Below are 24,218 nucleotides of genomic sequence, written 5' to 3' on the forward strand. Positions count from 1 at the left end.
AAGGAAGCGACGACTATGACCACGACCGACCTCGCAATCACGGTAGGCGGCGTGCACTTCACGCTCCGATACGGCCCGGAGCAGCCGGTGTGGCTCACCTCCGCAACACCCTCCGGTACCGAGCCTCCCCTTGCGGCTCAGCTCGACGCACGCAGCGAACCCGTGCTGGTAGAACTCTCCCTCGGCGGCGAGAGTCACGTGCGGCACAGCCACAATGCTCGCCATCGCAACTACGCGGCGAGCCGGCGACTGCGCTACGTCTCGCACAAGACGGAACCGGATGGACGCGCACTCGCGATCACCCAGCACGACGCGCGATCCGGAGCGACGGTGACCACCTCGATCGTCGCGACCGCCCCGGACGCGGTGCAGCTGCGCAACCGGGTCGTCAACGAGGGGAAGGGCGAGATCGTCGTGGAGTACCTCAGCACCCTGATTCTCGGCGGCTTCTCGGCCGTCATCGACGGGCCGGTACTCGACGAACTGATGGTGCACACGGCGCGTAACACCTGGACAGCCGAATACCGCTGGTCGGCGCGAAGCCTGGCGGAGCTCGGCTTCGTCGACGGCGGAATCGGGCCCTCGACGAGCAATGTCCGAGCGAGCGAGAGCATCGGTGCGATCGGTGCCTGGTCCACCGGGTCGCATCTCCCTGTCGCGGTGGTGACCGCGCCGGCGCGCGGTATCGCGTGGGCGTGGCAGCTCGAGCACAACGGGGCCTGGCACACCGAGTTCTCTGACATCGGCATCGATCTCGCCGTCTCTGTGAGCGGACCGACGTTCCGCCAGCACCATTGGCGCACACGCGTGAGCCCCGGCGACGGCTTCGAGACGGTGACCGTCGGGCTGGCCGTGGTCGTCGGCTCGTTCGACGATGCGATCGGTGCTCTGACGCAGCATCGCCGGGCCATCGTCCGACCGCATCCGGATCGCGACGCCGCACCGGTGATTCTGAACGACTACATGAACGCCCTGATGGGCGACCCGACCACGGAGAAGCTGCTGCCGTTGATCGACGCGGCCGCTCGGATCGGCGCGGAGTGCTTCGTGATCGACGCGGGCTGGTACTCCGACGATGCGGGCTGGTGGACGACGGTCGGCGTCTGGGAGGAGTCGACACAGCGCTTCCCCGGCGGGCTCACGGTCGTCCTTGACCGCATCCGCGATCGCGGGATGACGCCGGGGCTCTGGTTGGAACCGGAGGTGATCGGTGTCGAATCGCCGGCGCTCACGGAGCTCCCGCCCGAGGCCTACTTCACTCGCGAGGGGCGCCCTGTGGCCGAGCATGGTCGGTACCATCTCGACTACCGCCACCCGGCGGTCGTCGACCGGATGAACGGTGTCGTCGACCGGCTTGTCGCGGACTACGGCGTCGGCTATCTGAAGCTCGATCACAACATCAACATCGGCGAGGGGACGGAAATCGAGGCCGCCTCCCTCGGGGAGGGGTTGCTCGGCCACAACCGGGCCTACCTCGCATGGCTTGCCGGGGTGCTCGACCGGCACCCGGCACTCGTGCTGGAGAACTGCTCGTCGGGAGGGATGCGCGTCGATTACGGACAGCTCTCGGTATCGCAGTTGCAGTCGACGAGCGATCAGGAGAATCCGCTGTCGAATGTGGCGATCGCCGCGGCTGCGCCGTCCGCTGTGCTGCCGGAGCAGGCCGCCGTGTGGTCGTATCCGCAGCCCGAGCACAGCGACGCGATGATCGATCTGACGATGGCGCAGTCGGTGCTGCAGCGGGTGCATCTGAGCGGACGGATCGACCTGCTCTCCGCGCCGCAGATTGCCCGCGTCGCCGAGTGGATCGGCGTGCACAAGAGCCTGCGACCGTTCGTGCGCGACGCGCTGCCGTTCTGGCCGCTCGGCCTGCCAGCGTGGGAGGACGAATGGGTAGCGCTCGGGCTGCATTCGGCGTCCCGATCCTGGCTGACCGTGTGGCGACGGCCCGTCCCGGGTCGTTTCGCAGAGGGCGCGTTCCCGGCGGCGCTCGGCGGATGGGCGCTCACGGAGACGTCGACCGGCGACTCGGTCCTGCTGCCGGGTGTGCCCGCCGACGCATGGATCCGACTCCCGCACGATAGCGGCGCGACGCTACTGGATGTGCCAGGAGGCGCTCGCCTGACGATGCCGTCTCTCCCCGGCACCGTTCTACTGGAGTGGACGACCGACGGTTCGCCGGAGGCGGCTGAATGAATGCGATCCGGCCGCCGTCGCTGCATGTGGAGCAGTCGGTCTCGAGCGGACGTTCCCGGCCCGCTGCGCGACCCGTCTGCAGTGGCTCAGGCCGGCCGCTGCCACCTGACGGCGACACCCGTACCGTACTGGGCGGGACCGGTCGACGGCATCGAGTCGTGGTCGTCGGCCGATCTCTTCGGGTGGCGGAGCGAGGGGCCGATCCTCGACCGCGCGACACCTGGTCCTGCGATCGGATGTGCCCTCCGGAACTCTGTGCCAACGACGGCTGGTTCTCCTTGATTCTCAACGGGCGCGATGACATCCCTCGACACCGTCATTCCGTCGCAGCGCTTCGGACCCGTCAGCTTGCCGGCGGTGGACACCCCCGAAACGGAACTGCTCTCGGCGCTGACCGCGGCGCCCGGATCTCTCACCGCAACCGTGTACGCGAAGCCGTACTGACCACTCCGCCCCATGCCGGACGCGCTGGGTATGGAAGCGGACCGTATGCTCGTCGGCTGCTGGCCGCGGAAGTCACCGCTACCCCTGGCCGCGCCAGGGGTAGCACCGGGTCAGGCCAGAGCACCGGGTCAGGCCAGAGCGGCGGGTCAGGCCAGAGCGGCGGGTCAGGCCAGAGCGGTTGGTGCGGCCGAGAGCATCCGAGCTGCAGCGATCGCCCCCAGTACGCCAGACCTCTCGCCGAGCGCAGGGGGCACCACGAAGTCCCAGGGATCCGAGGAGATGGGGTGGCCGGCGAGGGGACCGCCTGTGACTGCTGCGAGCTGGCGGCGCGCCTCGTCGAGGAGGCCCGGAGCGTTCAGCACACCGCCGCCGACGACGACGCGCTCGACCCCCGTGCTGTAGGCGATCGCCGCGATCGCCTGTGCCATGTAGAAGCCGAGGATCTCGAAGGCCTCGCCTCGGATGCGCGACGGCAGGTGCGAGGAGTCCGTTCCCCAGCGGGCCTGCACCGCCGGTCCGGCGGCGAGGCCCTCCAGGCAGTCGCCGTGGAACGGGCAGCAGCCTGCGAAGTCGTCGAACGGGTGGCGGCGCACGAGCAGGTGGCCTACCTCCGGAGCGCCGTTGCTGTGCAGGACGTGCCCCCTGATGACGACGCCGATTCCGACACCCGTTCCGAAGGTCGCATAGGCGACGGAGGTGACGTCCCGCCCGGCACCCCATTGCTGCTCGCCGAGGGCGGCGCCGCTGACGTCGCTGAGCAGCGCCAGCGGCTTCGCCACCTGCTGCGAGACGCGTTCCAGCAGCTTCGTGTTGGCCCAGCCCGGCTTCGACGTGCCGGTGATCCAGCCGTATCGCTCTCGGTCCGGGTCCACGTTGACCGGGCCGAACGAGGCGATCCCGACAGCGTCGAGGCCGAGGGCGTCGTCTGCGTCGCGAATGAACTCGACGATGCGGGAGATCGTCTCGCCGGGACTCGTCGTGGGGAATCGGCGCGTCATCAGCAGCTCGGTCGGATCGGCGGGGTCGCTGACGCCGCAGGCCACCTTCGTGCCACCGGTCTCAATGCCAGCGAGCATCAGTACTCCCGTTCTCTGGTCGCCCGTCCGCTCAGAGAGACACTCTCGAACTGGCGCGGTTCGAGCCGCGCGGGCCGGTCAAGTCTGTGACGAATGTCTCACGTTGTCAAGAAGAGCTGGTCGGTACTCGCCGCGCGAATACGCGGCTTCGCGGGAGGGGCGTCGGCCCTACGCTGGGCGCATGACTGATGAAGACATCGTCGACCCCGCAGCCACGGCGGTCCGTGCCACGGTGGCCGATGTCGCGCGGCTGGCCGGCGTCAGCTTGAAGACGGCGTCTCGGGCGTTGAACAACTCTCCGAGCGTGAAGAGCAGCACGCGCTCGCGGGTGCTCCAGGCATCCAGCGCCCTGCGGTTCCGCCCGAACGCGATGGCCCGAGAACTCCGCCAGGGCCGCCCGACGACCGCGGTGGCCTTCGTCATCGGCGACCTGACCAACCCGTTCTACGCGCAGGTCGCGACAGGCGTCAGCGCGGCGGCCAACGAGCGCGGCTTCACGCTGGTGATGGCCGCGTCCGGCGACGAGGAGAGCCGGGAGCGCCCCATCGTCGGCAGCATGCTCGAGCGCCGCGTCTCCGCGCTCCTCCTGGTCCCGATCGCTGAGGACCACTCCTATCTCGAGGGCGAACGGCAGCTCGGCACGCCTATCGTCGCGGTCGACCGGCCGCTCTCCAACGCTGCCAGCGACTCCGTGGTCTTCGACAACCGAGGCGGGGCCCGATCTGCGACGCTGTCCCTGATCGACGCCGGTCATCGGCGGGTCGGCTTCGTCGGCAGCTCCTCCCACCTCTACACGCACCGCGAACGCCAATTGGGCTATCACGACGCGCTCGTCATGCGGGGACTCGATCAGGAGCAGACCCTTGTGAGCGAGGACGCGGCGTCGATCGAGTCGGCCGATGCGGCGACAGCGGCGTTGCTGGCTCTAGCCGATCCACCCGACGCGATCTTCGCCGGCAACAACCGCGCGACCTTCGGAGCCTTCCGCGCCATTCAGCGCTCGGGCCGGGGGACCGCCCTCATCGGCTTCGACGACTTCGAGTTCGCTGAGCCCCTCGGGGTCTCGGTGGTGTCGCACAGTCCGCAGGAGATGGGGAGGGTGGCGGCGACCCTCGCGCTCCGCCGGATCGACGCGCTCGACGGCGGCCTGGAGCAGATCGTTCTGCCGACCCAACTCGTCCTGCGCCGCTCGCATCTGGGTTTCCCAGCGGTTTGATCGAACCGCCGCGCGGTCAGAGCGAGACGCGATCACGGACGAATTCGACGGTCTTCTGGCCCTGGAACTCCTCGCCGTTCTCGTGCCCGTTGTAGGGGTAGACCTCGATGCGCTTCGCCCCGCCGTAGTGGTTGAAGGCCGCAAACACGGTCGAAGGCGGGCAGACCTGGTCCATCAGGCCGACGGAGAAGAGCGCGTCGGCGCTCGACCGAGCGGCGAAGTTGATGCCGTCGAAGTAGGACAGCGTGCGGAACACCCTCTCTTCATCACCGCGATGGACGTGCAGGTAGCGCACGATCTCGCCGTAGGGGAAGGTGTCGACCAGCCCGGTCGCTCGGCGGAAGCCGCAGAGGAACGGCACGTCGATCACGGCGCCGGCAAGGCCCTCGCTGAGCCCGGCGGCGGCAAGTGCTATTCCGCCGCCCTGGCTTCCGCCGCTCACGACGATGCGATCCGGGTCGGCGAGAGGGTGCCGACGGGCCGCATCGACAGCCAGCACGGCGTCGGTGAAGAGCCGGCGGTAGTAGTACTGCGAGGGGTCCTCGATGCCGAGCGTCATCACTCCGCCTGCCGACGGCCCGGTGAACTCGCCGTCGGGCGTCGATCCTGGGCGGTAGCCGCTGCCCTGGCCGCGACTGTCCATGACGAACTGCGCGATGCCCGCGGAGGGAAGCTGCGACCACGATCCGATCAGTCCGCGCCCGCCGCCGTAGCCGAGGTAGGAGACGACGACCGGAAGTGGTCCTGTGCGATGGCGGGGCGCGATGAACCACCCCGAGATCTCTTGCCCACCGAAGCCGCTGAATCGAACATCCTGAGTGATCAACTCGCTGTACCCGGCGTCGACGTCCTCGAAGCGGGGCTCGGCGGCGAGCGCGCGTGACTCGGCGATCGTCGACGACCAGAACGCGTCGAACTCGTCCGGCTCCTCACGGTCGGGCATGTAGACCTGCAACTCGGGGAGGGTGAGATCGAAGAATGCCATGGTGCTCCTTGGTCAGCCGGCCTGGATGGCGTGCAGGCCGGCGTAGACGCCACCCGCCGCCACTAGCTCGTCGTGCGTGCCCTGCTCGACGATGCGGCCGCCGTCGAGCACGATGATGCGGTCCGCCGAGCGGATGGTGGAGAGCCGATGCGCGACGACGAGGGTCGTCCGGCCCCGGCGCAGTCGCAGCAGGGCGTCCTGGACGAGCTTCTCCGACTCGCTGTCGAGCGCGCTGGTCGCCTCGTCCAGCAGGAGGATGCGCGGGTCGCGGATGAGGGCGCGAGCGATCGAGATGCGCTGACGCTGACCCCCGGACAGCCGCGCTCCCTTCTCCCCGAGCAGGGTGTCCAGCCCGGCCGGAAGGCTCACCACGAGGTCCCATGCGTTCGCGTCACGCAACGCCTGGCGGACCCGCTCGTCGTCGACGTTCTCCATACCGTAGGTGACGTTCTCGCGAATCGATCCCGTGAAGAGCACCGACTCCTGCGGCACGACCGACACGGCTCGCCGCACCTGGCGCAGGTCGAGCCTGTTCATGTCGACGCCGTCCAGGAGGATTCGCCCCTCTGTGGGGCGCAGAAAGCCGAGCGCGAGGTTGAGGATCGTCGACTTGCCCGAGCCCGACCGGCCCACGAAGGCCACCGTCTCACCGGGGCGGACATCGAGGTCCATCGCGACCACGGCGGGCGTCTCGGACTCGGGATAGTGGAAGCTCGTGCCCTCGAAGCTCAGGCGGCCGACAACGCGGTCAGGGTGACGCATGCCCTCGTTGCGCTCGACGTCCGGCTCCTCGAGGACCTCGGCGATCGAACGCAGCGACTCCCGCCCCTTCGTGATGATCGGCGCCAGGTTGAGCAGGTTGACGATCGAGTTGGTCAGCATCACGAAGTAGGTGCTCAGCAGCACGACCTGTCCCGCCGTGATCGGCAGGACCGCCGTCACCGAGAGGTAAGCCGCCCCGATGAGGCAGCCGATCGAGAGACATTGGAACACCACCCAGGCGAGAGCCGTGAAACGGCCGTTGAGCAGGTCGAGCGAGAACCCTGAGTCGCGAACGGACCGCGCACTCTGCACCATGCGATGCGCGGCGACGCCCTCGAGACCGTGCGCCCGGGTGATGGGCAGCAGAGACGCCATCTCGCCGACCTGGGAGGAGAAGTGTTCGACGTCGCGCCGAAAGCGCTCGTTGCGGCTCTCCGACCGCGCGCGCACCCCGCGGACGAGAAGAACCGCGACGGGCACGACGAGCAGGAAGAGGACGAGGAAGCCGGGGACCTGCGCCGCCACGACGACCAGGGCACCGACGATGACGCCGAAGGCGCTGAGAAGGGGATTCGCCCCCTGCTGCATCATCAACTCGACGTTCTCAACGTCGCGCACGACCTTCGTCTGCATGACCGACGAGCTCGAGCGCGTATGGAATCCGATCGACAGCTCCTGCAGCCGGTGGGCGAGCTGGTTGCGCAATGCCACGCCGAAATCGCGGACCGTCGACATGAACAGGCGGATGAACAGCTGCGCCGCCGGGTAGTTGAGCGCCACGAGAACGAGAGCGGCCGCACCGAGCAGCAGCAGGGTGCTCGGGGATCCGTCGGCGACGACCGTGTCGATCACCGCGGAGGTGATCACCGGAAGTACCCAGATCGGGCTGTCCTTCACCAAGTAGGCGAGGACAGCGATCGCCATCCGGAGCCATGCCGGCCGCAGCGAGCGGAAAAGGCCCGAGAGGGGCCGCTCGGCAGGAATGACGGGCCGCAGCTCCCGTGACGCGTTCTTTTGACCCACGATGTCATCCTAGGTCGCGATCCCGGCGCCGTGAAGCTGCGTGACCGGATCGGTGCGGCCATCGAGAGCGTCAGCACTGGAGTTCTCCGCAATGACAACGATAGTCAAAATTGCTTGACGCTCCTGGGTCAGGCGTGTACCGTCCACCGGGACAGCAGCCGTTCGACGGTCTTTCAGTCGGTCAACGAAGATCTAGGAGAAACAATGAAGCTTCGGCATGCCATTGCGGGCCTCGGGGTCCTCACGCTCGCGGTCGGTATGACCGCTTGCTCCTCCGGAGGCTCGTCCGGCGGCGGTCTGGACGGTGAGGTCAGCGGTGACATCACCGTGCTGACCCAGCGCACCGACCTCATCCAGGACGGCACCTTCGACGAGTACGCCTCTCAATTCGAGGAGAAGTACCCGGGCACGTCGGTCAAGTTCGAGGGCGTCACCAACTACGAGCAGGACGTCACCACTCGTCTGTCCTCGGGCAACATCGGCGACGTGCTGGCCCTGCCGACCACGGTCTCGCCCAAGCAGTTCTCCTCATTCTTCGAGCCGCTCGGCGAGGAGTCGGAGCTGGCCGGAACCTACCGGTTCATGTCCGGCAAGTCGTACGAGGGCACCTCCTACGGCATCGCCACCTTCGGCAACACCATGGGCTTCGTCTACAACAAGAAGGTCTGGGCCGACGCGGGAGTCACCGAGACACCCACCACGCCTGACGAGTTCCTCACCGCACTCGAGGCGATCAAGGCCAACACGGACGCGGTCCCGTATTACACGAACTACAAGGACACCTGGCCGCTCTCGCAGTGGAACGGCGACCCCAGCGTCCAGGGCGACGGCAACGCGAACAACGCGGTCAACAAGGACGACGCCCCGTGGACCAGCGGGGACTCCTACGTCGGCGTCTCGGACGGCCTGCTGTTCGACGTCGTCGCTGCGGGACTCTCGGAGCCCGATCCGACCACGACCGCCTGGGAGAGCTCGAAGGCGATGCTCGCCACCGGCGAGATCGGCACTATGTACCTCGGATCGTGGGCGATCCAGCAGATGAGGGACGCGGCGACGACGGCGGGCACCAACCCGGACGACATCGGCTACATGCCCTTCCCCTACCAGGTGGACGGCAAGTTCGTCGCCACCCTCGCGCCCGACTACTACAGCGCGATCAACAAGAAGTCGGACAACAAGGCCACCGCGCTCGCCTGGATCAATTGGTTCACGCTCGAGTCGGACTTCGCCACGAAGTCGGGCGCCATCGGAACGGCGCTGGACAGCGAGAACCCGGCCAACCTCTCAGAGTTCTCCGACCTCGGCGTGGAGTACCTCGAGCAGGACGCTGCCCCCGCCGGCGAGGAGAGCCTGCAGGCGGACCTCATGAAGGCGTCGCAGATCGACCTCACCGGAGGGATCTACCGCCAGAAGCTCGTCGACATCGCCCGCGGTGCCGCCGATGGCGACAAGGAGTCGGCCTTCGCTGACCTCGACTCGCGCTGGGCCGACGCGATCAGTTCCACGAACTGATCGAACCCGGGGCGGGGTCGCGCGAGACCCGCGACCCCGCCCCGGGGACGCCCCCGATCACCTTCATCACTGCGGGAGTCAAGAAATGACCGAGATCACCGGCGACGCCGCCACCGGCGTCAGATTCGCGAAAGCCACCAGCAAAGAGGCGTCGGCCTCGCGACGACGTCGCGGGCTCCGAGGTCCGAACGGCGAGCTGCGGATCACTCCGCTCCTCTTCCTCGTCGTTCCCCTCGTGCTCCTGATCACCTTGACCTACTACCCGGTCGGCAACATGATCTGGTATTCGTTCACCGACTGGGACGGCATCTCGCTCGAGAAGGAGACCGTCGGTCTCGACAACTACCTTCAGATCTTCACCCGGCCCGAGTACTTCCAGGTCTTCTTCGTGAGCCTCTACTACTTCGCGGCCTCGTTCGTGCAGATGTTCATCGCGCTCTACTTCGCGACGATCCTGAGCTTCGACACCCGTTTCCGGAACTTCTTCAAAGGTGTCATCTTCTTCCCGTACCTGCTCAACGGCGTCGCCGTCGCGCTGGTCTTCCTCTTCTTCTTCCGGCCGGGAGGCACGCTCGACGCGACTCTCGCCGGGCTCGGACTGGGCGCCCTCGGCACGACACCGCAGTGGCTCGGCAACCCGGACTGGGTGAACGTCTCCCTCGGCGGTGTCTCGATCTGGCGCTACACCGGGCTCAACTTCGTGCTGTTCCTCGGGGCGATCCAGTCGATCCCGGACGAGATCTACGAGGCGGCCGACCTCGACGGCGCCAACTCGTGGCACAAATTCCGCTTCATCATCGTGCCGGGCATCAAGCGCATCATCAGCCTGTCGTTCATCCTCGCGATCGCCGGGTCCCTGTCGGTGTTCGAGATCCCGTACATCATGACCGGCGGCTCGAACGGCAGCTCCACCTTCGTCATCACGACGATCCAGCAGGCCTTCGTCTTCCAGCGGGTGGGCTTCGCCTCCGCCATGGCGGTCATCCTGCTGATCATCGTCCTGCTCGTGACCTACGTCCAGCGTCGGCTCGTGCCGGACGACGACGTGGCCCTCAACTGACCCCGACAGGAGACGTCATGACCTCCACTCTCGCCGCGCCTGAGCGGCCCCACGATCGCTTGCTCACCCCGCATCCCCTCCGGCGGTTCCTCGCGGTCCTCGGCAAGTACGCGTCGTTGATCGTCTTCAGCATGCTCCTCCTGCTGCCACTCGTCGTCATCGTGTTCGCGAGCTTCAAGACGGCGCAGGAGTACGCCACGACCTCCCCGATCGCTCCGCCGCAGAACTGGCTGAACTTCGAGAACTTCGCCACGGCCTGGGTCGGCGGCGACATGCTCCGCGGGTTCGTCAACACCGGCCTGGTGCTCACGCTCTCGATCGTCGTCACGATCCTGATCGGCACGATGGCCGCCTACGCCCTCGACAGGTTCGAGTTCCGGGCGAAGAAGCTCGTGTTCGCGCTGTTCCTCATCGCCACCCTGGTACCCGGTGTCACGACCCAGGTCGCGACGTACCAGGTGATCAACGGATTCGGCCTGGTCAACACCTATTGGGCGGCGGTACTCCTCTTCTCTGGCACCGACATCGTCTCGATCTACATCTTCGTGCAGTTCATGCAGTCGATCCCGAAGAGTCTCGACGAGGCGGCGATGCTCGAGGGCACCAGCCGCTTCGGCATCTACTGGCGGATCATCCTGCCGCTGCTGCAGCCCGCGATCGTGACGGTGATCATCATCAAGGGCATCGCCATCTACAACGAGTTCTACATACCCCTGCTGTACATGCCGACACCGGAGCTGAACATGGTCTCGACCTCCCTGTTCCGCTTCATCGGCCCGTTCAGCTCGTCGCAGCAGATCATCGCGGCCGGCGTGATCATCGTGATCATCCCGACCCTCGTGATCTTCCTCTCGCTGCAGCGCTTCATCTACAACGGCATCACCCGAGGAGCCACCAAGTGACCACGCGTCGACTCATCAGCACAGACCTCCACGACAGCTGGAACGTCGAGCCAGCCGACCTGCACTCCGTCCCCCGTCACGTCCGCGACGCCGGAGCCGTCCCCGCAGTCGTACCGGGTACCGTGCACACCGACCTGCTCGCCGCTGGCCTCCTCGAGGACCCGTACGTCGGCACGAACGAGAAGCTGCAGGAGTGGATCGGCAGCACCGCGTGGCGTTACACGACCACCTTCGAGACGACCGGCGACGGCGCCGAACGCCGCGACCTCGTGTTCGAGGGTCTCGATACCGTCGCGACGGTACGGCTCAACGGCCGGGTCGTCCTCGAGAGCCACAACCAGCACCGCAGCTACCGCGTGCCGGTGGGCGAGCTGCTTGTGGACGGTGAGAACAGCCTCGAAGTGCACTTCGCCGCGCCGGTCCCTGAGGCCGACCAGGCCTCGCTGGATCTCGAGTACCGACCGCACGTCAACCACCACCCGTACAACGCGCTCCGCAAGATGGCCTGCAGCTTCGGCTGGGACTGGGGTCTGGACACTTCGACGAGCGGCATCTGGCGCCCGATCCGCCTCGAATCGTGGTCAGTCGCGCGCATCCAGGACTCCGTGGTCTCGGCGACCGTCGACGGCACCGACGGGCTGGTGACCCTGCGGGTCGCAGTCGAGCAGACCGGTGAGGCGCGCCTCGAGGTCGTCGCGTCGGTAGGCGGGGTCACTCAGCGCACCGCCGTCACCGACGGCGAAGCGCGCTTTACCCTGACGGTGCCCGACGTCGAACGCTGGTGGCCGCGCGGCTACGGCGAGGCGAGGCTGTACGACCTCGACGTCACCCTCGAGGTGTCCGGCGAGGTCCTCGACAGCCGCTCCCACCGCGTGGGCTTCCGCACCGTGCGCGCCGACACGACCCCGGACGCCGCGGGCACACCCTTCGTGCTCGTCATCAACGACGAGCCGGTGTACGTCAAGGGCGTCAACTGGATCCCCGACGACACCTTCCCGCACCGCGTCGACGCCGCGCGCTACCGGCAGCGACTCGTGCAGGCCGCCGACGCGAACATCAATCTCATCCGCGTCTGGGGCGGTGGAATCTTCGAGAGCGAGGACTTCTACGACGCCGCCGACGAGCTCGGTCTGCTGACCTGGCAGGACTTCCTGCTGGCCTGTGCGGCGTACGCGGAGGAGGAGCCGCTGTTCTCCGAGATCGTCGCGGAGTCGCGCGAGGCGGTCATCCGCCTGGGCGCCCACCCCTCGCTCGTCGTCCTCAACGGCAACAACGAGAACGTGTGGGGCCACATCGAATGGGGTTGGCAGGAGCGCCTCGAGGGTCGCACCTGGGGCGCGGGCTACTACTACGACGTCTTCCCGGCGCTGGTCGCCGAGCTCGCGCCGCAGGTCGTCTACACGCCGGGCAGCCCCTTCTCGCCCGACCAGGCTCTGCACCCCAACGACGAGCTCAACGGCACGATGCACATGTGGGAGCACTGGAATCGTGAGGACTACCCCCGCTATCGCGAGCACCGTCCCCGGTTCGTCGCGGAGTTCGGCTGGCAGGGTCCCCCGACGTGGGCGACCCTGACGGAGGCGCTGCCCGACCGGCCCCTCACACCCGAGTCGCCCTCGATGCTCGTGCACCAGAAGGCGATGGAAGGCAACGTCAAGCTGACCGACGGCCTCGTCGCGCACTTCCCCCTGCCCAACACGATGCCCGAGTGGCACTGGGCGATGGCGCTGAACCAGGCACTCGCCATCAGGACCGCACTCGACTGGTTCCGCTCGCTGCACCCGCACAACCAGGGCGCCATCGTGTGGCAGCTCAACGACAACTGGCCGGTGGTCTCCTGGGCCGCCGTCGACGGATACGGCCGTAGGAAGCCGCTCTGGTACGCCATCCGAGCGGCGTTCGCCGACCGCGTCGTCAGCGTCCAGCCCGAGGACGGGCGCCTCGAGGTGTCGCTGTCGAACGACACGCCGGACGAGTGGTCGGGGCCGGTGAGGGTGACCCGCCGAAGCTTCGCCGGCGACGTCCTGGCCGAGGCGACCATCACCACCGTCGTGCCCGCGCGCAGCACAGTGCGCGTCCCCGTCGACGCCGCCATCGCGGAGGCGGCGGATGCGGCGTCCGAATTCCTGGTCGCCGAGCTCGGCGACCAGCGCGGGCTCTGGTTCTTCGCCGAGTTCCGCGACTCCACCCTGGACGAGGGACTTGTCGATGTCGATGCCCACCGCACGGCGGTCGGCGTCGAGGTGACGGTCACCGCGCGCTCGCTCGTCCGGGAGCTGGCCCTGCTGGCCGACGTCGCGGCGCCCGACGCCGAGGTCGACGACATGCTCGTCACCCTTCTCCCGGGAGAGTCGCGGACCTTCACGATCCGCACGTCGAGCGACGTCGAGCCCGAGCGGTTCACCCGGCCCGACGTGCTCCGTACCGCGAACGCGCTGCTGACCCCCGCACCCCGAAAGGCGAATCGATGACCGACACCACCACCACCACCGCTGATCTGTCCGTGCTCGACGACTTCATGGGAGGGATGACCTGGGGCTGGACCGGCGTGCGCGGCACCTGGAACACCCCCGAGGCCGAGGCCTCCCTCGACGCGATGAAGTCCTTGAATCTCAATTGGGTGACCATCGCCTTCGCCACCCTGCAGGACACCGTCGTCTCGGAGACCATCCCGTGGCGCGACGCGCCGACACCCACCGACGACGAAGTGCGATGGGCGATCCGCGCAGTGCACGAGCGCGGGTGGAAGGCCGTGCTCAAGCCGACCGTCAACTGCCGCGACGGGATCTGGCGCGGCTACATCGGCTTCCTCGACCTCACCGTCCCCGGCGAGGCCTCCTGGGGCACCTGGTTCGAGTCGTACCGGGAGTACATCGTGCACTTCGCGCGCATCGCCGAGGAAGAGGGCGCCGAGATGCTCTGCGTGGGCTGCGAGATGGTGCGCGCAGACCCGCAGGCCGAGGAGTGGCGCCGGCTCGTCGCCGAGGTCCGGGAGGTCTACTCCGGCGTGGTGACCTACAACTGCGACAAGTACCAGGAGGACCGGGTCACCTGGTGGGACGCGGTCGACGTGATCTCGTCGAGCGGGTACTACCGGGCGGGGGATTGGGAGAATCAGCTCGATCGCATCGAGCCGGTGGTCCGCGAGCACGGCAAGCCGTTCTTCTTCATCGAGGCGGGCTGTCCCAGCCGGGATACGTCGCCGCAGCGCCCCAACGACTGGACTCTCCAGGGCGAGCCGTCGGGGGGGGCGCAGGCCTCGTGGCTGTCCGAGATGTTCCAGGCGTGCGAGAAGCGGGACTGGGTCGGCGGGTTCGCCCTGTGGGACTGGCCGGTGAAGCTCTACGACCGGGCGGACGCCGCGACCAACACCGACTACTGCATGTACGGCAAGCCCGGCGAGCAGGTCGTGGCCGACCACTACGCCTCCCGCCTCGGGTAGCACGGTCCCGCTCCGCCCGAGGCGACCACGACGCCTCGGCGGCCACGACCCCGGTCGGGCCGCCGAGGCGTCGTCCGTTCCCGGCCGCGCGAGTCAGCCGCGAGTCAGCGGGCGTCGTCGTCCGTCGCGATCGCCGGACACCGCGGCCGCGTAGTGGTCGTCATCGTCCGCGATCGTCGTGCCCGGGGTCACGATGCGATCGATCGCGTCGAGCACCCCGTCGTCGAGCCGCAGATCGGCCGCGGCGAGCTGGCTGTCGAGCTGGGCGGGCGTGCGGACGCCGAGCAGCGCGGTCGACACCGCTGGATGCTCGACCGCGAAGGCCAGGGCGAGCTGGATCATCGTGAGTCCCGCTTCGCGCGCCACCTCCTCGAGCGCTTCGACGGCGGCCAGGCGCCGCTCGTTGCGTGCGGGGTCGAAGTAGCCGTTCGGCTTCGACCGCGTGCGCGGGGTGTCCTCGACCGGGGCGTCGCGACGGACGCGACCGGTCAGCCAGCCTGCAGCGAGCGGGCTGTAGACGAGTACACCCAGCCCGTGCGCGAGGGCCGTCGGCAGCACGTCCGCCTCGATGCGGCGCGCGAGGATCGAGTACGGCGGCTGCTCGATCGTCGGCCGCGGGGAGGCGAGCCGCGCGGCCGCCCACTGCGCCTCGACCAGGGCCCCCGCACTGAAGGTGGAGGTCCCGTAGTCGATGATCTTCCCCTCCCGCTGCAGGTCGACGAGCGCGCCCACCGTCTCCTCGATCGAAGTGCCCGGGTCGGGGCGGTGCAACTGGTACAGATCGATTCGGTCGGTGTTCAGCCGAACGAGGCTCGCCTCGACCGCGCGCCGAATCCAGCGCCTGGACGATCCGCGCTCATTGCGGTCGGGCCCCATCGGGTTGCGCCCCTTCGTCGAGAGCACGACATCGTCGCGTCGACCCCGCAGCGCGCGGCCGACCAGTTCCTCCGAGGCTCCGTCGGCATAGACGTCGGCGGTGTCGACCACGGTGACGCCCGCGTCCAGGGCCGCGTGCAGGAGCGCTGCGGCGTCGGACTCCTCGACGCCGGCCCAGGGGCCCAGCAGCATCGTCCCCAGTGCGAGCTGCGAGACCTCGATCCCCGTCGAGCCGAGAAGGCGGTACTTCATGGTGATTCCCTTCAGTGTGGTTGGGCGCGACTGCATCCGCGCGGGCGGGAGCTCCGTCTCCTGCAGGGGGATCAGAGGTAGGCGTAGCTCACGAACGCGAAGCGGGTGCTGTCCGGCGACCACGACGGTACGTTGAGGGTGCCTTGGCCTCCGAAGACGTCGGCGATGGTGCGCGAGGAGCCGTTGCTGCGGTCCGTGAGAACGAGGGTCACGTCGTGGTCTCTCGGGTGTCCGACGACATCAGGGGCGTAGGAGAGGTGCACCATCCATCGGCCGTCGGGGGAGAGGTGGGGGAACCAGTCGGCGGTGCCGCTGATGAGGACGCGCTCGAGATCCGAACCGTCCGGGCGCACGCGGTGGATCTGCATGCGGCCGGTCCGGTCGGAGTTGAAGTAGATCCACTCGCCGTCGGGAGAGTAATCGGGGCCGTCGTCGAGGTGGACGGCCGTGGTCAGACGCTGCTCGATTCCGCCCTCGGCAGGAACGGTGAAGATACCGAACGACTCGTTCCGCTGGGCGCAGTAGGCCAGCATCGTGCCGTCCGGTGACCAGCCGTGCCAGTAGGAGGGCGATTGATCCGTGATCCGCACTGGTTCCCCACCGGTCGAGGGGAGGGTGTAGATGACGGAGAGCCCGTCTTCTGTCGACTGGTCGCTGATCGCGATCCGCGATCCGTCGGGGGAGAGGCCGTGGTCGTTGTTGCAAGCGATCGCGGATCCGGTATCGATCTCGACGAGCTCGCCGCCAGTGACGGGCACGCGATACAGGTGGCCCTCCCCATTGACGATCAGATCATCGGTGCGTGTCCAGTTCGGCGCCTCCACCCAGCGGTCCACGACAGCCGCAACGGTGCGGTCGGTGCTCGAGATGTCGATCGTCTCGATGGTGCTGAACAGGCGGGTCGGTGTGCTGTCGACGGCGGTGAGCACGACATCGGAGAAGACTGCCGTCTCCATCACATCGTCCCGGTGGGAGCAGACTCCGAGTCCGACCCAGTACTCGTCCGGGAGATCGAGTCGGACGGCGCCGCCGGCGGGTCTGCCGTCGACGACGGTGCTGATCGTGCGTCCTCGGCGCCGGATCTCCAGGCGACGTTCAGCCGAGCGGACGGAGCGCACTTCGCGGGTGACTCCTCCTGCGGCGGTCCGGAACTGCAGACTTGTCAGTCCGTCGCCGTGAAGGGCGGCATCGGCGTAGACGGCGCCGGCGCCGAGTCCCGCGCGAACGACGAGGACGGCCTTGCGATGCGGATCTGCCCCGTCCCCCTCGAATGTCACATCGGCCGCGAGGGAGACGTCGCCGGTCACCCGCGTCCACACGAAGTGGAACGCGTCTCGGTCGAACCACATGTTGGTACCGGCCCCGGAGACGCGGTATCGACCGTCCTCAAAGGTCGCGGTGCCGTACTTGCTCACCTCGCCGATGTCCCCATGGTCCTCGAACTGCCCGAGCGTCATGTCGTCGTCCTCTCTCGTAGAAGTCCTAGGCGTCGCGCCTGCGGCCAGGGGCAGAGCCCAGCGGTCACATCGTCCATGGTTCGGCATGGATGTCCGTCTCGTTCGACCAGCGGCGGTGCAGGCGGTCGAGCTCCCCGGCGATGTCCTCGGGGAGGGGAGCGACGGGCCGGTTCGCGGCGTCGAGCAGTGCGTTCAGATGATCGGCGCGCAGCGTGGAGCCGACGGTGCTCCGGGCCCCCGGCTGCGACAGGGCGTAGCGGATGCAGAACTCGGTCCAGCTGCCCGCGCCGGATCGTTCGTACAAGGGAGCCACCTCGACCGCACGGTCGCGCAGGTACGGCCGCCAGGCCGCTCCCGGCACGTCTCGCAACGCGAAGACGTCGTTGCCGGCGACGGTGCGCATCGAGATCAGCGGCATCCGTCGGTCGACGAGCTCGTCCCACAGGGCGTTCGTGGCGAAGCGCTGCAGCGGGTTGAGGTAGAGGATGACCGCGTCCACGAGGTCATCTAGGTGACCGGCGCGAAGAGCCGCAAGGGGAGCGGCCGATGTCCAGGGGAACACCTCGAGCGCGAACCCGCCGACGAGCCCGTCCGCTCGCAACGCCCTCAGACCATCGAGGACCGTCCTGTCGCCGTAGACCAGCGCGTTGTCGAGGCCCTCGACCGGGCTCAACTGACCAAGGGTGATCGTATCGATGCCGAGCGCGCGAGTATGCGCGCGTGCGGCAGCCCGGACGTCCTCGGCCGTGCCGCCTCCGATCTTGACGATGGTGGACGGTCGGTGATCGAGGTCAGCGATAGCCTCGCCGAGCACCGCGAGAGCGTCGCCGTACTGATCGGACGTGTGGAGCCAGAGCCCTCGCTCGAGGACAGAGCGAGCCATGGCGGTGCGCTCGGTCCGCGGTATCGAGACGTCGCCGAGCCGAGTGGTGCCGTAGACGTACGGCGGCAGTGCCTCGAGGCCGCGTTCCGGGCTCGTGCTGCGGAATCCGCTCACGCTGGTGCCTCCTCGGTTCGATGTTCGCCGACGCTGAGGGGTTCGCCGAGGTAGTCGGCGAGCCATCTTGCGCTCGTCTTCGGCGTGCGTACCTGCGTGTCGTAGTCGACGTGGACGATGCCGAAGCGGCGGGAGCAGCCCCAGGACCACTCCCAGTTGTCCAAGAGCGACCAGACGAAGTAACCCTGCAGCGGTAGTCCGCGTTCGATCACATCGGCGCAGGCGGCCAGGTGCTTCTGCAGGTAGTCCGTGCGTTCGACGTCGTCGACGCTGCCATCCCGGGCGGGGACGTCGGCGTAGGCCGAGCCGTTCTCGGTGATGTAGATCGGCAGACCGGGTGCCAGATTGTGCGCCGCCTCGATGACGTCGACCAGGCCATCCGGGTGGATCTCCCAGTCCATCTGCGTTCTGGCGGCACCTGTGTCGACGAACTCAACGGCCTCGCTGCCGGGGTACGCGCTGGCCTCGGGCTGCGGCGTCCCCGCGCGCAGGGTATGCCGGCTGTAGTAGTTGATGCCCAGGAAGTCGAGGGGAGCGCCGATGAGCTCGAGATCGGAGGCTGGGACGTTGTCGGCGAACCACTCGTCCTCGCCGAGGTCGCTGAGGACGTCGGCCGGGTAGACGCCCTGCAGGACCGGGTCGAGGAAGAACCGATTGCTGAGCCCGTCGATGCGGCGAGCCGCGTCGATATCGGCGGGGCTGTCGGAGGCCGCCCGGATCGAGTACAGGTTCAGGGTGATCCCGGCGTGAGAAGCGGGTGCGGCACGTCGGATCTCCGGCAGTGCCAGGCCGTGTCCGAGCAGCAGGTGGTGTGCCGCGCGCGCCGCGCGTGTGCCCTCCTGTCGTCCAGGGGCGTGCAGGCCGCTGGCGTAGCCGAGGAACGACGAGCACCACGGTTCGTTCAGGGTGATCCAGTCGCCGATGACGTCGCCGAGCGCCTCCACGGTCCGCGCCGTGTACTCGGCGAAGCGGTGGGCGGTGTCGCGCTCGAGCCAGCCGCCGTCGTCCTCGAGCGCCTGCGGTAGGTCCCAGTGGTAGAGCGTCGCCCACGGTGTGATGCCGCGCTCGAGCAGCTGTTCCGCCAGACCGCGGTAGAAGTCGAGACCCTTCTGGTTCACCGCGCCCGATCCGGTCGGTTGGATACGGGGCCAGGCGAGGGAGAAGCGGTACGCGTCCACGCCGAGGTCCGCCATCAGCGCGACGTCCTCCGCTACCCGGTGGTAGTGGTCGTCGGCGATATCGCCCGTCGTGCCATCTGCGATCGCGCCGGGACGACGGGCGAGCGTGTCCCAGATGCTCGGCCCACGACCGTCCTCGGTCGTCGCCCCCTCGACTTGATAGGACGCCGTTGCCGTACCGATGACGAACGACCCAGGCAGATCACTGCGCCGAGGTGGCGTGGTCGCCATGCTCACACCTCCTTCGCGGGGGCGAGCCAGTCGCCGTCACCGTTCTCACTGAGCGCGATCAAGATGTCGTCGCGCTTGATGCCTAGTGCCGCGAGCCGATCGGCAACCAGATTCGCCCCGCGCTGCTTCACCTCGGCGCTATAGCCGTGGAACGCCAGGATGTGGATGAACACGATGTCGCTGCGGTCGGCCTCGGGGAAGGTGCGGCTGTAGAACAAGTCGCCCTTCGGGTGCAACTGGAAGATCTGGAACAGATCATCGGCAGGCATCTCCCAGCCCTCGACGAGGGCCGAATGGATGGCATCACTCATGTGAGGACGGAGGTCGGCGAGGTGGTCGTGGATGTCCACGCGGACGAGAGGCATGGTGGGTCTCTTTCGTGTCGGTCGAGGATGAAGCGGCGCGGGGTCAGACCGCGTCGGTGTCGAGCCAGTTCTCGGGGGCGGGTAGGTGGGACTCGAGCTCGTCCCAGAACTCCTGAGGGAGCTCCGCGGTCGCGGCGGTGACCGTGCGCTCGATACGCTCGATCTTGCTGATCCCCACGACCGTGGTGGCGATGCGCGGATCCCGCGTGGAGAACCGGACGGCCGCGGTCGCGAGGTCGGTGCCCCAGCTCGCGCAGACCGCCCGCATCTGCGCAATCGCGTCGAGAGTCGCCGCGGAGGCGGGGCGGTAGCCGTACTGCGTGCTCCTACCGGTCCGGCCCGCGAGGATCCCACCGCCCAGCACAGCCGCGTTGACGACGGCGACTCCCTTCTCCGTGGCGGCGGCGATCACGTCGCCGGCGCTGCGGTCCACGAGGGTCCAGCGGTTATGGACCAGCAGAACGCTGAAGACACCGAGATCGAGGTACTTCGCCATGACCCGGACATCGCCGCCAGCGAGGCCGAGGTGACCGATCTCGCCGCGGTCACGGGCCTCGACGAGCGCCTGGACGGCGCCGCGCCTACCCGTCATCTCAGCGAAGTCGTGGAACTCCGGATCGTGCAGGTGCACAACTGGCAGCGGGCCGAGGCCCAGCCGCCCGCGGCTCTCGTCGAGGGAGCGCAGCACGCGGTCACCGCTGTAGTCGCCGTCCTTCGCGTCGATCTTCGTGACGATGAGCACGTCGTCGGGGAGGCCGCCGTGCTCAGCGATTCCTCGCCCGATGCGCTCCTCGCTGCGGCCGGCCGAGTAGCCGTTCGCAGTGTCGATGGTGCGGATGTCACTGTCGAGCACGGCGCCCACCAACGCAATCGCTTCGCGCTCCTGTACCTCGTAGCCGAAGTTCTCCGGCATGCTGCCGAGGGGAGCGCCACCGAGGGTGATCGGGCTGACCGACAATCCGGTCCGGCCGAGCGGATTCAGCGCCCATCGCGCCGTCACGCGCGACGCACCGCGTGCACGAGCCCGTCCGGGTCCGCGTAGAGATCGAGCCCGGCCGTGCTGCCGACCGGCTCCGCCGCACGGGGGACCTCGCCTTCGAACTCGACCCCCGCGAATCCCGGTGCCGCGGTCTGCGGCGTGCGCGTACTCGTCTCCGCCGCGTCATAGGTGAAGATCTCGAGCGAGGTGTCCCCGTCGCGAAGGAAGGCGATCTCGAAACCGCGCGGGTCGTTCGGCTGGTGGATACCCGCCATCAGGACGTACCCGAGGTCGGCGAAGTAGTTCTTCGTGGCCTCGAGATCGTGCACGGTCTCCGCAATGTGGTCGAACCGGGGTCGCTCGGGTTCGCCGAGACTCCAGTCCGCATCAACCGCGTCCCGGTCGTAGACCTCGTGGTACTGCAGCGGCCCCTCGACGAGCTCGAGCAAGGTTCCGTCGGGATCGTAGAAGAAGGTGAGGCGTACGCCCCCCTCCGCGTCGATCGGTTCAAGGTGGAACGGAACGTCTGCCTCCTGCAGGGCTCGCACCCGGGCGTCGAGATCCGACACCTTGAAGCCGACGTGCCGGAAGCCGGCCTGCAGGTCGTCGGCGATCCAGGTCGAGTCGGCGGCGGTGTCGAGGCGGACGAGGCGCAGCGTCGCGGTCACCATGTCGAGCGCGGCCTCGTCGTCACTCGCCTCGATCACCTCCGCGCCGAGGAAGCGAGTGTAGAAATCGACGGAGCGTGCGACGTCGGCGACGTGCAGGAGTGCAGAGCGAATGGCCACGGGTGCCGGTCCTTTCAAGGAGGGGGGAAGAGAAGGGTCTCGTCGAGAGAGGGAAGTGAGGTGTGCCGCGGCGTCAGCGAAGGGAGCGGGCCCTGCTCGAGGGGGCTGGGCAGGCTCAGCCGCTCAACCGCTTCGCCTCACGCACAGTCGGTCGCTCCAACCGCGTGTGCGGGGTGAGGATGTGCTGCAACGCGAGGGTCGCCGCTCCGATGGCCGAGGTCTCCAGACCGGGGTCGGTGAGCTGGACAGTGACGCCGTGGACGTCTCTGGTGCGGGCAAGACGGTTGACGCTCTCGCGGATCACACGCTGGTAGAGAGGACCGGCCTCTGCGAAGCCGGGACCGGCGAGGTGGATGCGGTCGAGGTCGAGCAGATTGACGACCGACAGCAGCGCAGCCGCGACATGACGCGCCGACCGCTCGAGGAGCGCGACGCAACGCGCTTCTCCGCTCGCCGCGGCGGCGGCGACCGCGTCGAAATCGGCACGGAGGCTGTCTTCGTCGCCGACGAGCGCGAGATCGCTCACGAGATCGGAATCGCCTAGCGCCTGCTGAACGACGGCCCGCGGCGCGGCGAGCATCTCCAAGCAGCCGGCTGCGCCGCACCAGCACGCCGGGCCGTCGATATCGACGATCATGTGGCCGATCTCGCCGACGTTCGAGGACACCCCGCGAGCAATGCTGCCGCCGACCATCAAACCGAGACCGAAGCCGCGCGACAGGTACAGGGTCGCGAAATCTTGGGTCGCGGGCATGCGGCCTACCCAGAACTGACCAAGGGCGGCGCAGGCCGCGTCGTTATCGCGCACCACCGGTAGACCGGTGAGCGCTTCGAGGGCCTCCTGCACGGCGAACGAGTCCCACTCCTCGGCGGAGAGCGAAAGCCGTTCTGCGTTCGCGCTCAGATCAAGACCGGCGCCGGCGACCCCGATACCCACCACATCGTCCATCGAGATGTCGAGACGCTGCAGCAGCTGCTGAATCTCCTCGCCGATGCGCAAGACGGTGGTGCTCGGCGCGAACCGGCCGATGCCGGATGTCACGAGGCGGCCGACCACGTCGCCGCTCGCGTCTGTGACGACGTAGGTGAGGCGCGTGTCCTCGAGGGAGACGCCGACCGCGTACCGTGACCGCGGATCGATCGCGAGCAGACTAGGCCGCTTCCCGCCCGTGGAGTCGCCGAAGCCTGTTTCGACGACGAGCCGGTCGGCGATCAGTGACTTCACGATCCGCGTGATCGACGTCGCCGTCAGTCCCGACAGCTCGGCCAGCTCGATTCGGCTCACCGTGCCGCTCGAGCGCACCAGATCGAGGACAACGCTACGGGTGTCCTCGGACGAAGGTCCGATCCGCCTCACGCTGCTCACACTGCGACGCTACCTCGCAGGCCCCGACGACCACCAGTACTTAGAACCTTTTCGTCATTAAGTTGAAGGTGCCCCTGCGCCGATGACTCGCCGGCTCTCGATGGGGGCGGCCAGCAGCGGACCCAACTCGGACCGCGGCCGAGCTGACGATGATCGTGAGTACAGGAGGGGGGGCACGGCCGCGGCGGCGCGCCTGCCGGCTTGCTCTTCCAGGTTCTGCCCTGGCGCTGGAAGCACCAGCGACCAGACTGACGTGATCGCGGTTCTCGGCCGGAAGGCGCACGGGTCGACTTGGGTGCGAGCGTGCAGCTCCACGTTCGCCTGCCGCCCGACACGGATGTCTACGACGTGGACGACGGAACCAGGGGATGAGACGGCCGGAGACCACCGCTGACGTGGTCGGGCCCTGACCCCCGGCCACGTCATCCCTCGGCACCGTGGTGCTACTCGAAGAGAGACAGGGTGAGTACCGACCCGTAGTCGCCGGGGGCGACAGAGGCCTCTGTCTTGAGCACGAGGTCGGCGTCGGCCGTCCATGATCCTTCTTCGGCGATGGCGGAGGAGTCGGCTGCGATGGCGAGCAGCTCTTGGTCGACGAGGCCGACGGCGTCGGGGCCGGAGTCGAGGACAGTGTCGACCGGTTCGCCTTCTGCGACGCCTCCTGATTCGCCGCCGTCGATCAGTCGGGGGGTCCACCCGAGGTGGTCGGCGCCGAGGGGTGCTTGTCCTCCGCTGCCGAAGAAGTCGGTGGAGGATCCGAGGACGTACCACGCGGCTCCGTCGGGGATGTCCTCGGGGGAGCGGGTGTCGGTGATGGTGACGGTGGGGAGCTTTCCGGTGAACTGCCGGATCGTGGACGTGGAGCCGGACTCGGTCAGCGCGGCGGAGTCGCCTGCCACAGTCATGGCGAGGACACCGGGTTCGGCGATCTCGGGGATGGAGACGCGGATGTCGACGCCGTCGTCTCCGTAGGGCGTGGCGGCCCAGGCGGAGGCGCCGGCGACCCCGGCCAGGAGCACCCCGCCGGCGAGGGCGGCGCCTGCGCGAAGGGTCAGGGCGGTTCGTGCGGTCATGTTCGTTCTCCTTGGAGCTTCGGGTGATGAGGAGGGGC

At 68.1% G+C, this 24,218-nt stretch carries 20 protein-coding genes; 8 read left to right on the forward strand and 12 right to left on the reverse strand.

All coding sequences use genetic code 11. The features are described from left to right. The first annotated feature begins 15 nt into the window (after positions 1–15). Together EDF45_RS12350 and EDF45_RS21265 are read left to right on the forward strand one after the other, a co-directional pair. Positions 16–2,196 carry a glycoside hydrolase family 36 protein gene (locus tag EDF45_RS12350; protein WP_123736466.1) on the forward strand — a complete coding sequence of 727 codons (2,181 nt, stop codon included), beginning with the start codon at positions 16–18 and terminating at the stop codon, positions 2,194–2,196. 297 nt (positions 2,197–2,493) lie between these two features. Then, complete coding sequence (locus EDF45_RS21265) at positions 2,494–2,640, forward strand: hypothetical protein (RefSeq protein WP_185020170.1); 147 nt, start codon at positions 2,494–2,496, stop codon at positions 2,638–2,640. A gap of 164 nt (positions 2,641–2,804) precedes the next feature. Here the strand turns inward: EDF45_RS21265 and EDF45_RS12355 are convergent, their stop codons facing one another. Beyond that, positions 2,805–3,716, reverse strand: coding sequence for an ROK family protein (locus EDF45_RS12355; RefSeq protein ID WP_123736465.1), 912 nt, complete (start codon positions 3,714–3,716; stop codon positions 2,805–2,807). A gap of 232 nt (positions 3,717–3,948) precedes the next feature. Between EDF45_RS12355 and EDF45_RS12360 the strand changes: the two genes are divergently transcribed. After that, the gene (locus tag EDF45_RS12360; protein ID WP_185020171.1) at positions 3,949–4,932 is read left to right on the forward strand and encodes a LacI family DNA-binding transcriptional regulator; all 984 of its coding nucleotides are present in this window, start codon (positions 3,949–3,951) and stop codon (positions 4,930–4,932) included. A 16-nt stretch (positions 4,933–4,948) separates the two neighbouring features. Here EDF45_RS12360 and EDF45_RS12365 read toward each other — a convergent pair whose 3' ends face one another. Next, positions 4,949–5,917 carry an acetylxylan esterase gene (locus EDF45_RS12365; RefSeq protein WP_123736463.1) on the reverse strand — a complete coding sequence of 323 codons (969 nt, stop codon included), beginning with the start codon at positions 5,915–5,917 and terminating at the stop codon, positions 4,949–4,951. A 12-nt stretch (positions 5,918–5,929) separates the two neighbouring features. Then, complete coding sequence (locus tag EDF45_RS12370) at positions 5,930–7,603, reverse strand: ABC transporter ATP-binding protein (protein WP_123736462.1); 1,674 nt, start codon at positions 7,601–7,603, stop codon at positions 5,930–5,932. A gap of 303 nt (positions 7,604–7,906) precedes the next feature. Here EDF45_RS12370 and EDF45_RS12375 point away from each other — a divergent pair, with 303 nt between their 5' ends. The 5 genes from EDF45_RS12375 to EDF45_RS12395 all read left to right on the forward strand — a co-directional run bounded on the left by EDF45_RS12375 (position 7,907) and on the right by EDF45_RS12395 (position 14,618). Further along, positions 7,907–9,214 (forward strand): ABC transporter substrate-binding protein, encoded by a 1,308-nt coding sequence (locus tag EDF45_RS12375; protein ID WP_123736461.1) that lies wholly within the window; start codon positions 7,907–7,909, stop codon positions 9,212–9,214. A gap of 85 nt (positions 9,215–9,299) precedes the next feature. Next, entirely contained in the window at positions 9,300–10,274 is a 975-nt protein-coding gene (locus tag EDF45_RS12380) for a carbohydrate ABC transporter permease (RefSeq protein ID WP_123736460.1), read from the forward strand. Positions 10,275–10,291: 17 nt separating this feature from the next. Then, the gene (locus EDF45_RS12385) at positions 10,292–11,176 is read left to right on the forward strand and encodes a carbohydrate ABC transporter permease (RefSeq protein ID WP_123736459.1); all 885 of its coding nucleotides are present in this window, start codon (positions 10,292–10,294) and stop codon (positions 11,174–11,176) included. Next, a complete protein-coding gene (locus EDF45_RS12390) occupies positions 11,173–13,647 on the forward strand; it encodes a glycosyl hydrolase 2 galactose-binding domain-containing protein (RefSeq protein ID WP_123736458.1) in 2,475 nt (824 codons plus the stop codon). Before EDF45_RS12385 ends, EDF45_RS12390 begins: the two co-directional genes overlap by 4 nt. Further along, a complete protein-coding gene (locus tag EDF45_RS12395; protein ID WP_123736457.1) occupies positions 13,644–14,618 on the forward strand; it encodes a glycoside hydrolase family 113 in 975 nt (324 codons plus the stop codon). The genes EDF45_RS12390 and EDF45_RS12395 overlap by 4 nt, the downstream gene beginning before the upstream one ends. A 93-nt stretch (positions 14,619–14,711) precedes the next feature. On the opposite strand, the gene EDF45_RS12400 is transcribed toward EDF45_RS12395, so the two are convergent. The 9 genes from EDF45_RS12400 to EDF45_RS12445 all read right to left on the reverse strand — a co-directional run bounded on the left by EDF45_RS12400 (position 14,712) and on the right by EDF45_RS12445 (position 24,180). Continuing rightward, the gene (locus tag EDF45_RS12400; protein WP_123736456.1) at positions 14,712–15,746 is read right to left on the reverse strand and encodes an aldo/keto reductase; all 1,035 of its coding nucleotides are present in this window, start codon (positions 15,744–15,746) and stop codon (positions 14,712–14,714) included. Positions 15,747–15,817: 71 nt separating this feature from the next. Further along, the gene (locus EDF45_RS21270; protein ID WP_185020172.1) at positions 15,818–17,203 is read right to left on the reverse strand and encodes a TolB family protein; all 1,386 of its coding nucleotides are present in this window, start codon (positions 17,201–17,203) and stop codon (positions 15,818–15,820) included. Positions 17,204–17,267: 64 nt separating this feature from the next. Continuing rightward, a complete protein-coding gene (locus EDF45_RS12415; RefSeq protein WP_185020173.1) occupies positions 17,268–18,200 on the reverse strand; it encodes an aldo/keto reductase in 933 nt (310 codons plus the stop codon). After that, entirely contained in the window at positions 18,197–19,609 is a 1,413-nt protein-coding gene (locus EDF45_RS12420; RefSeq protein WP_123736453.1) for a GH1 family beta-glucosidase, read from the reverse strand. Before EDF45_RS12420 ends, EDF45_RS12415 begins: the two co-directional genes overlap by 4 nt. 2 nt (positions 19,610–19,611) lie before the next feature. Further along, positions 19,612–19,974 carry a tautomerase family protein gene (locus tag EDF45_RS12425; protein WP_123736452.1) on the reverse strand — a complete coding sequence of 121 codons (363 nt, stop codon included), beginning with the start codon at positions 19,972–19,974 and terminating at the stop codon, positions 19,612–19,614. Between the two features lie 43 nt (positions 19,975–20,017). Continuing rightward, entirely contained in the window at positions 20,018–20,974 is a 957-nt protein-coding gene (locus EDF45_RS12430; RefSeq protein WP_123736451.1) for an aldo/keto reductase, read from the reverse strand. After that, the gene (locus EDF45_RS12435) at positions 20,971–21,741 is read right to left on the reverse strand and encodes a VOC family protein (RefSeq protein WP_123736450.1); all 771 of its coding nucleotides are present in this window, start codon (positions 21,739–21,741) and stop codon (positions 20,971–20,973) included. The genes EDF45_RS12430 and EDF45_RS12435 overlap by 4 nt, the downstream gene beginning before the upstream one ends. Before the next feature lie 115 nt (positions 21,742–21,856). Then, on the reverse strand, positions 21,857–23,107 hold the full coding sequence (locus tag EDF45_RS12440) for an ROK family transcriptional regulator (protein WP_123736449.1): 1,251 nt from the start codon (positions 23,105–23,107) through the stop codon (positions 21,857–21,859). 443 nt (positions 23,108–23,550) lie between these two features. Continuing rightward, the gene (locus tag EDF45_RS12445) at positions 23,551–24,180 is read right to left on the reverse strand and encodes a hypothetical protein (protein WP_123736448.1); all 630 of its coding nucleotides are present in this window, start codon (positions 24,178–24,180) and stop codon (positions 23,551–23,553) included. Between the last annotated feature and the right edge of the window lie 38 nt (positions 24,181–24,218).

Source organism: Rathayibacter sp. PhB186, assembly GCF_003751825.1.
GTDB lineage: Bacteria > Actinomycetota > Actinomycetes > Actinomycetales > Microbacteriaceae > Rathayibacter > Rathayibacter festucae.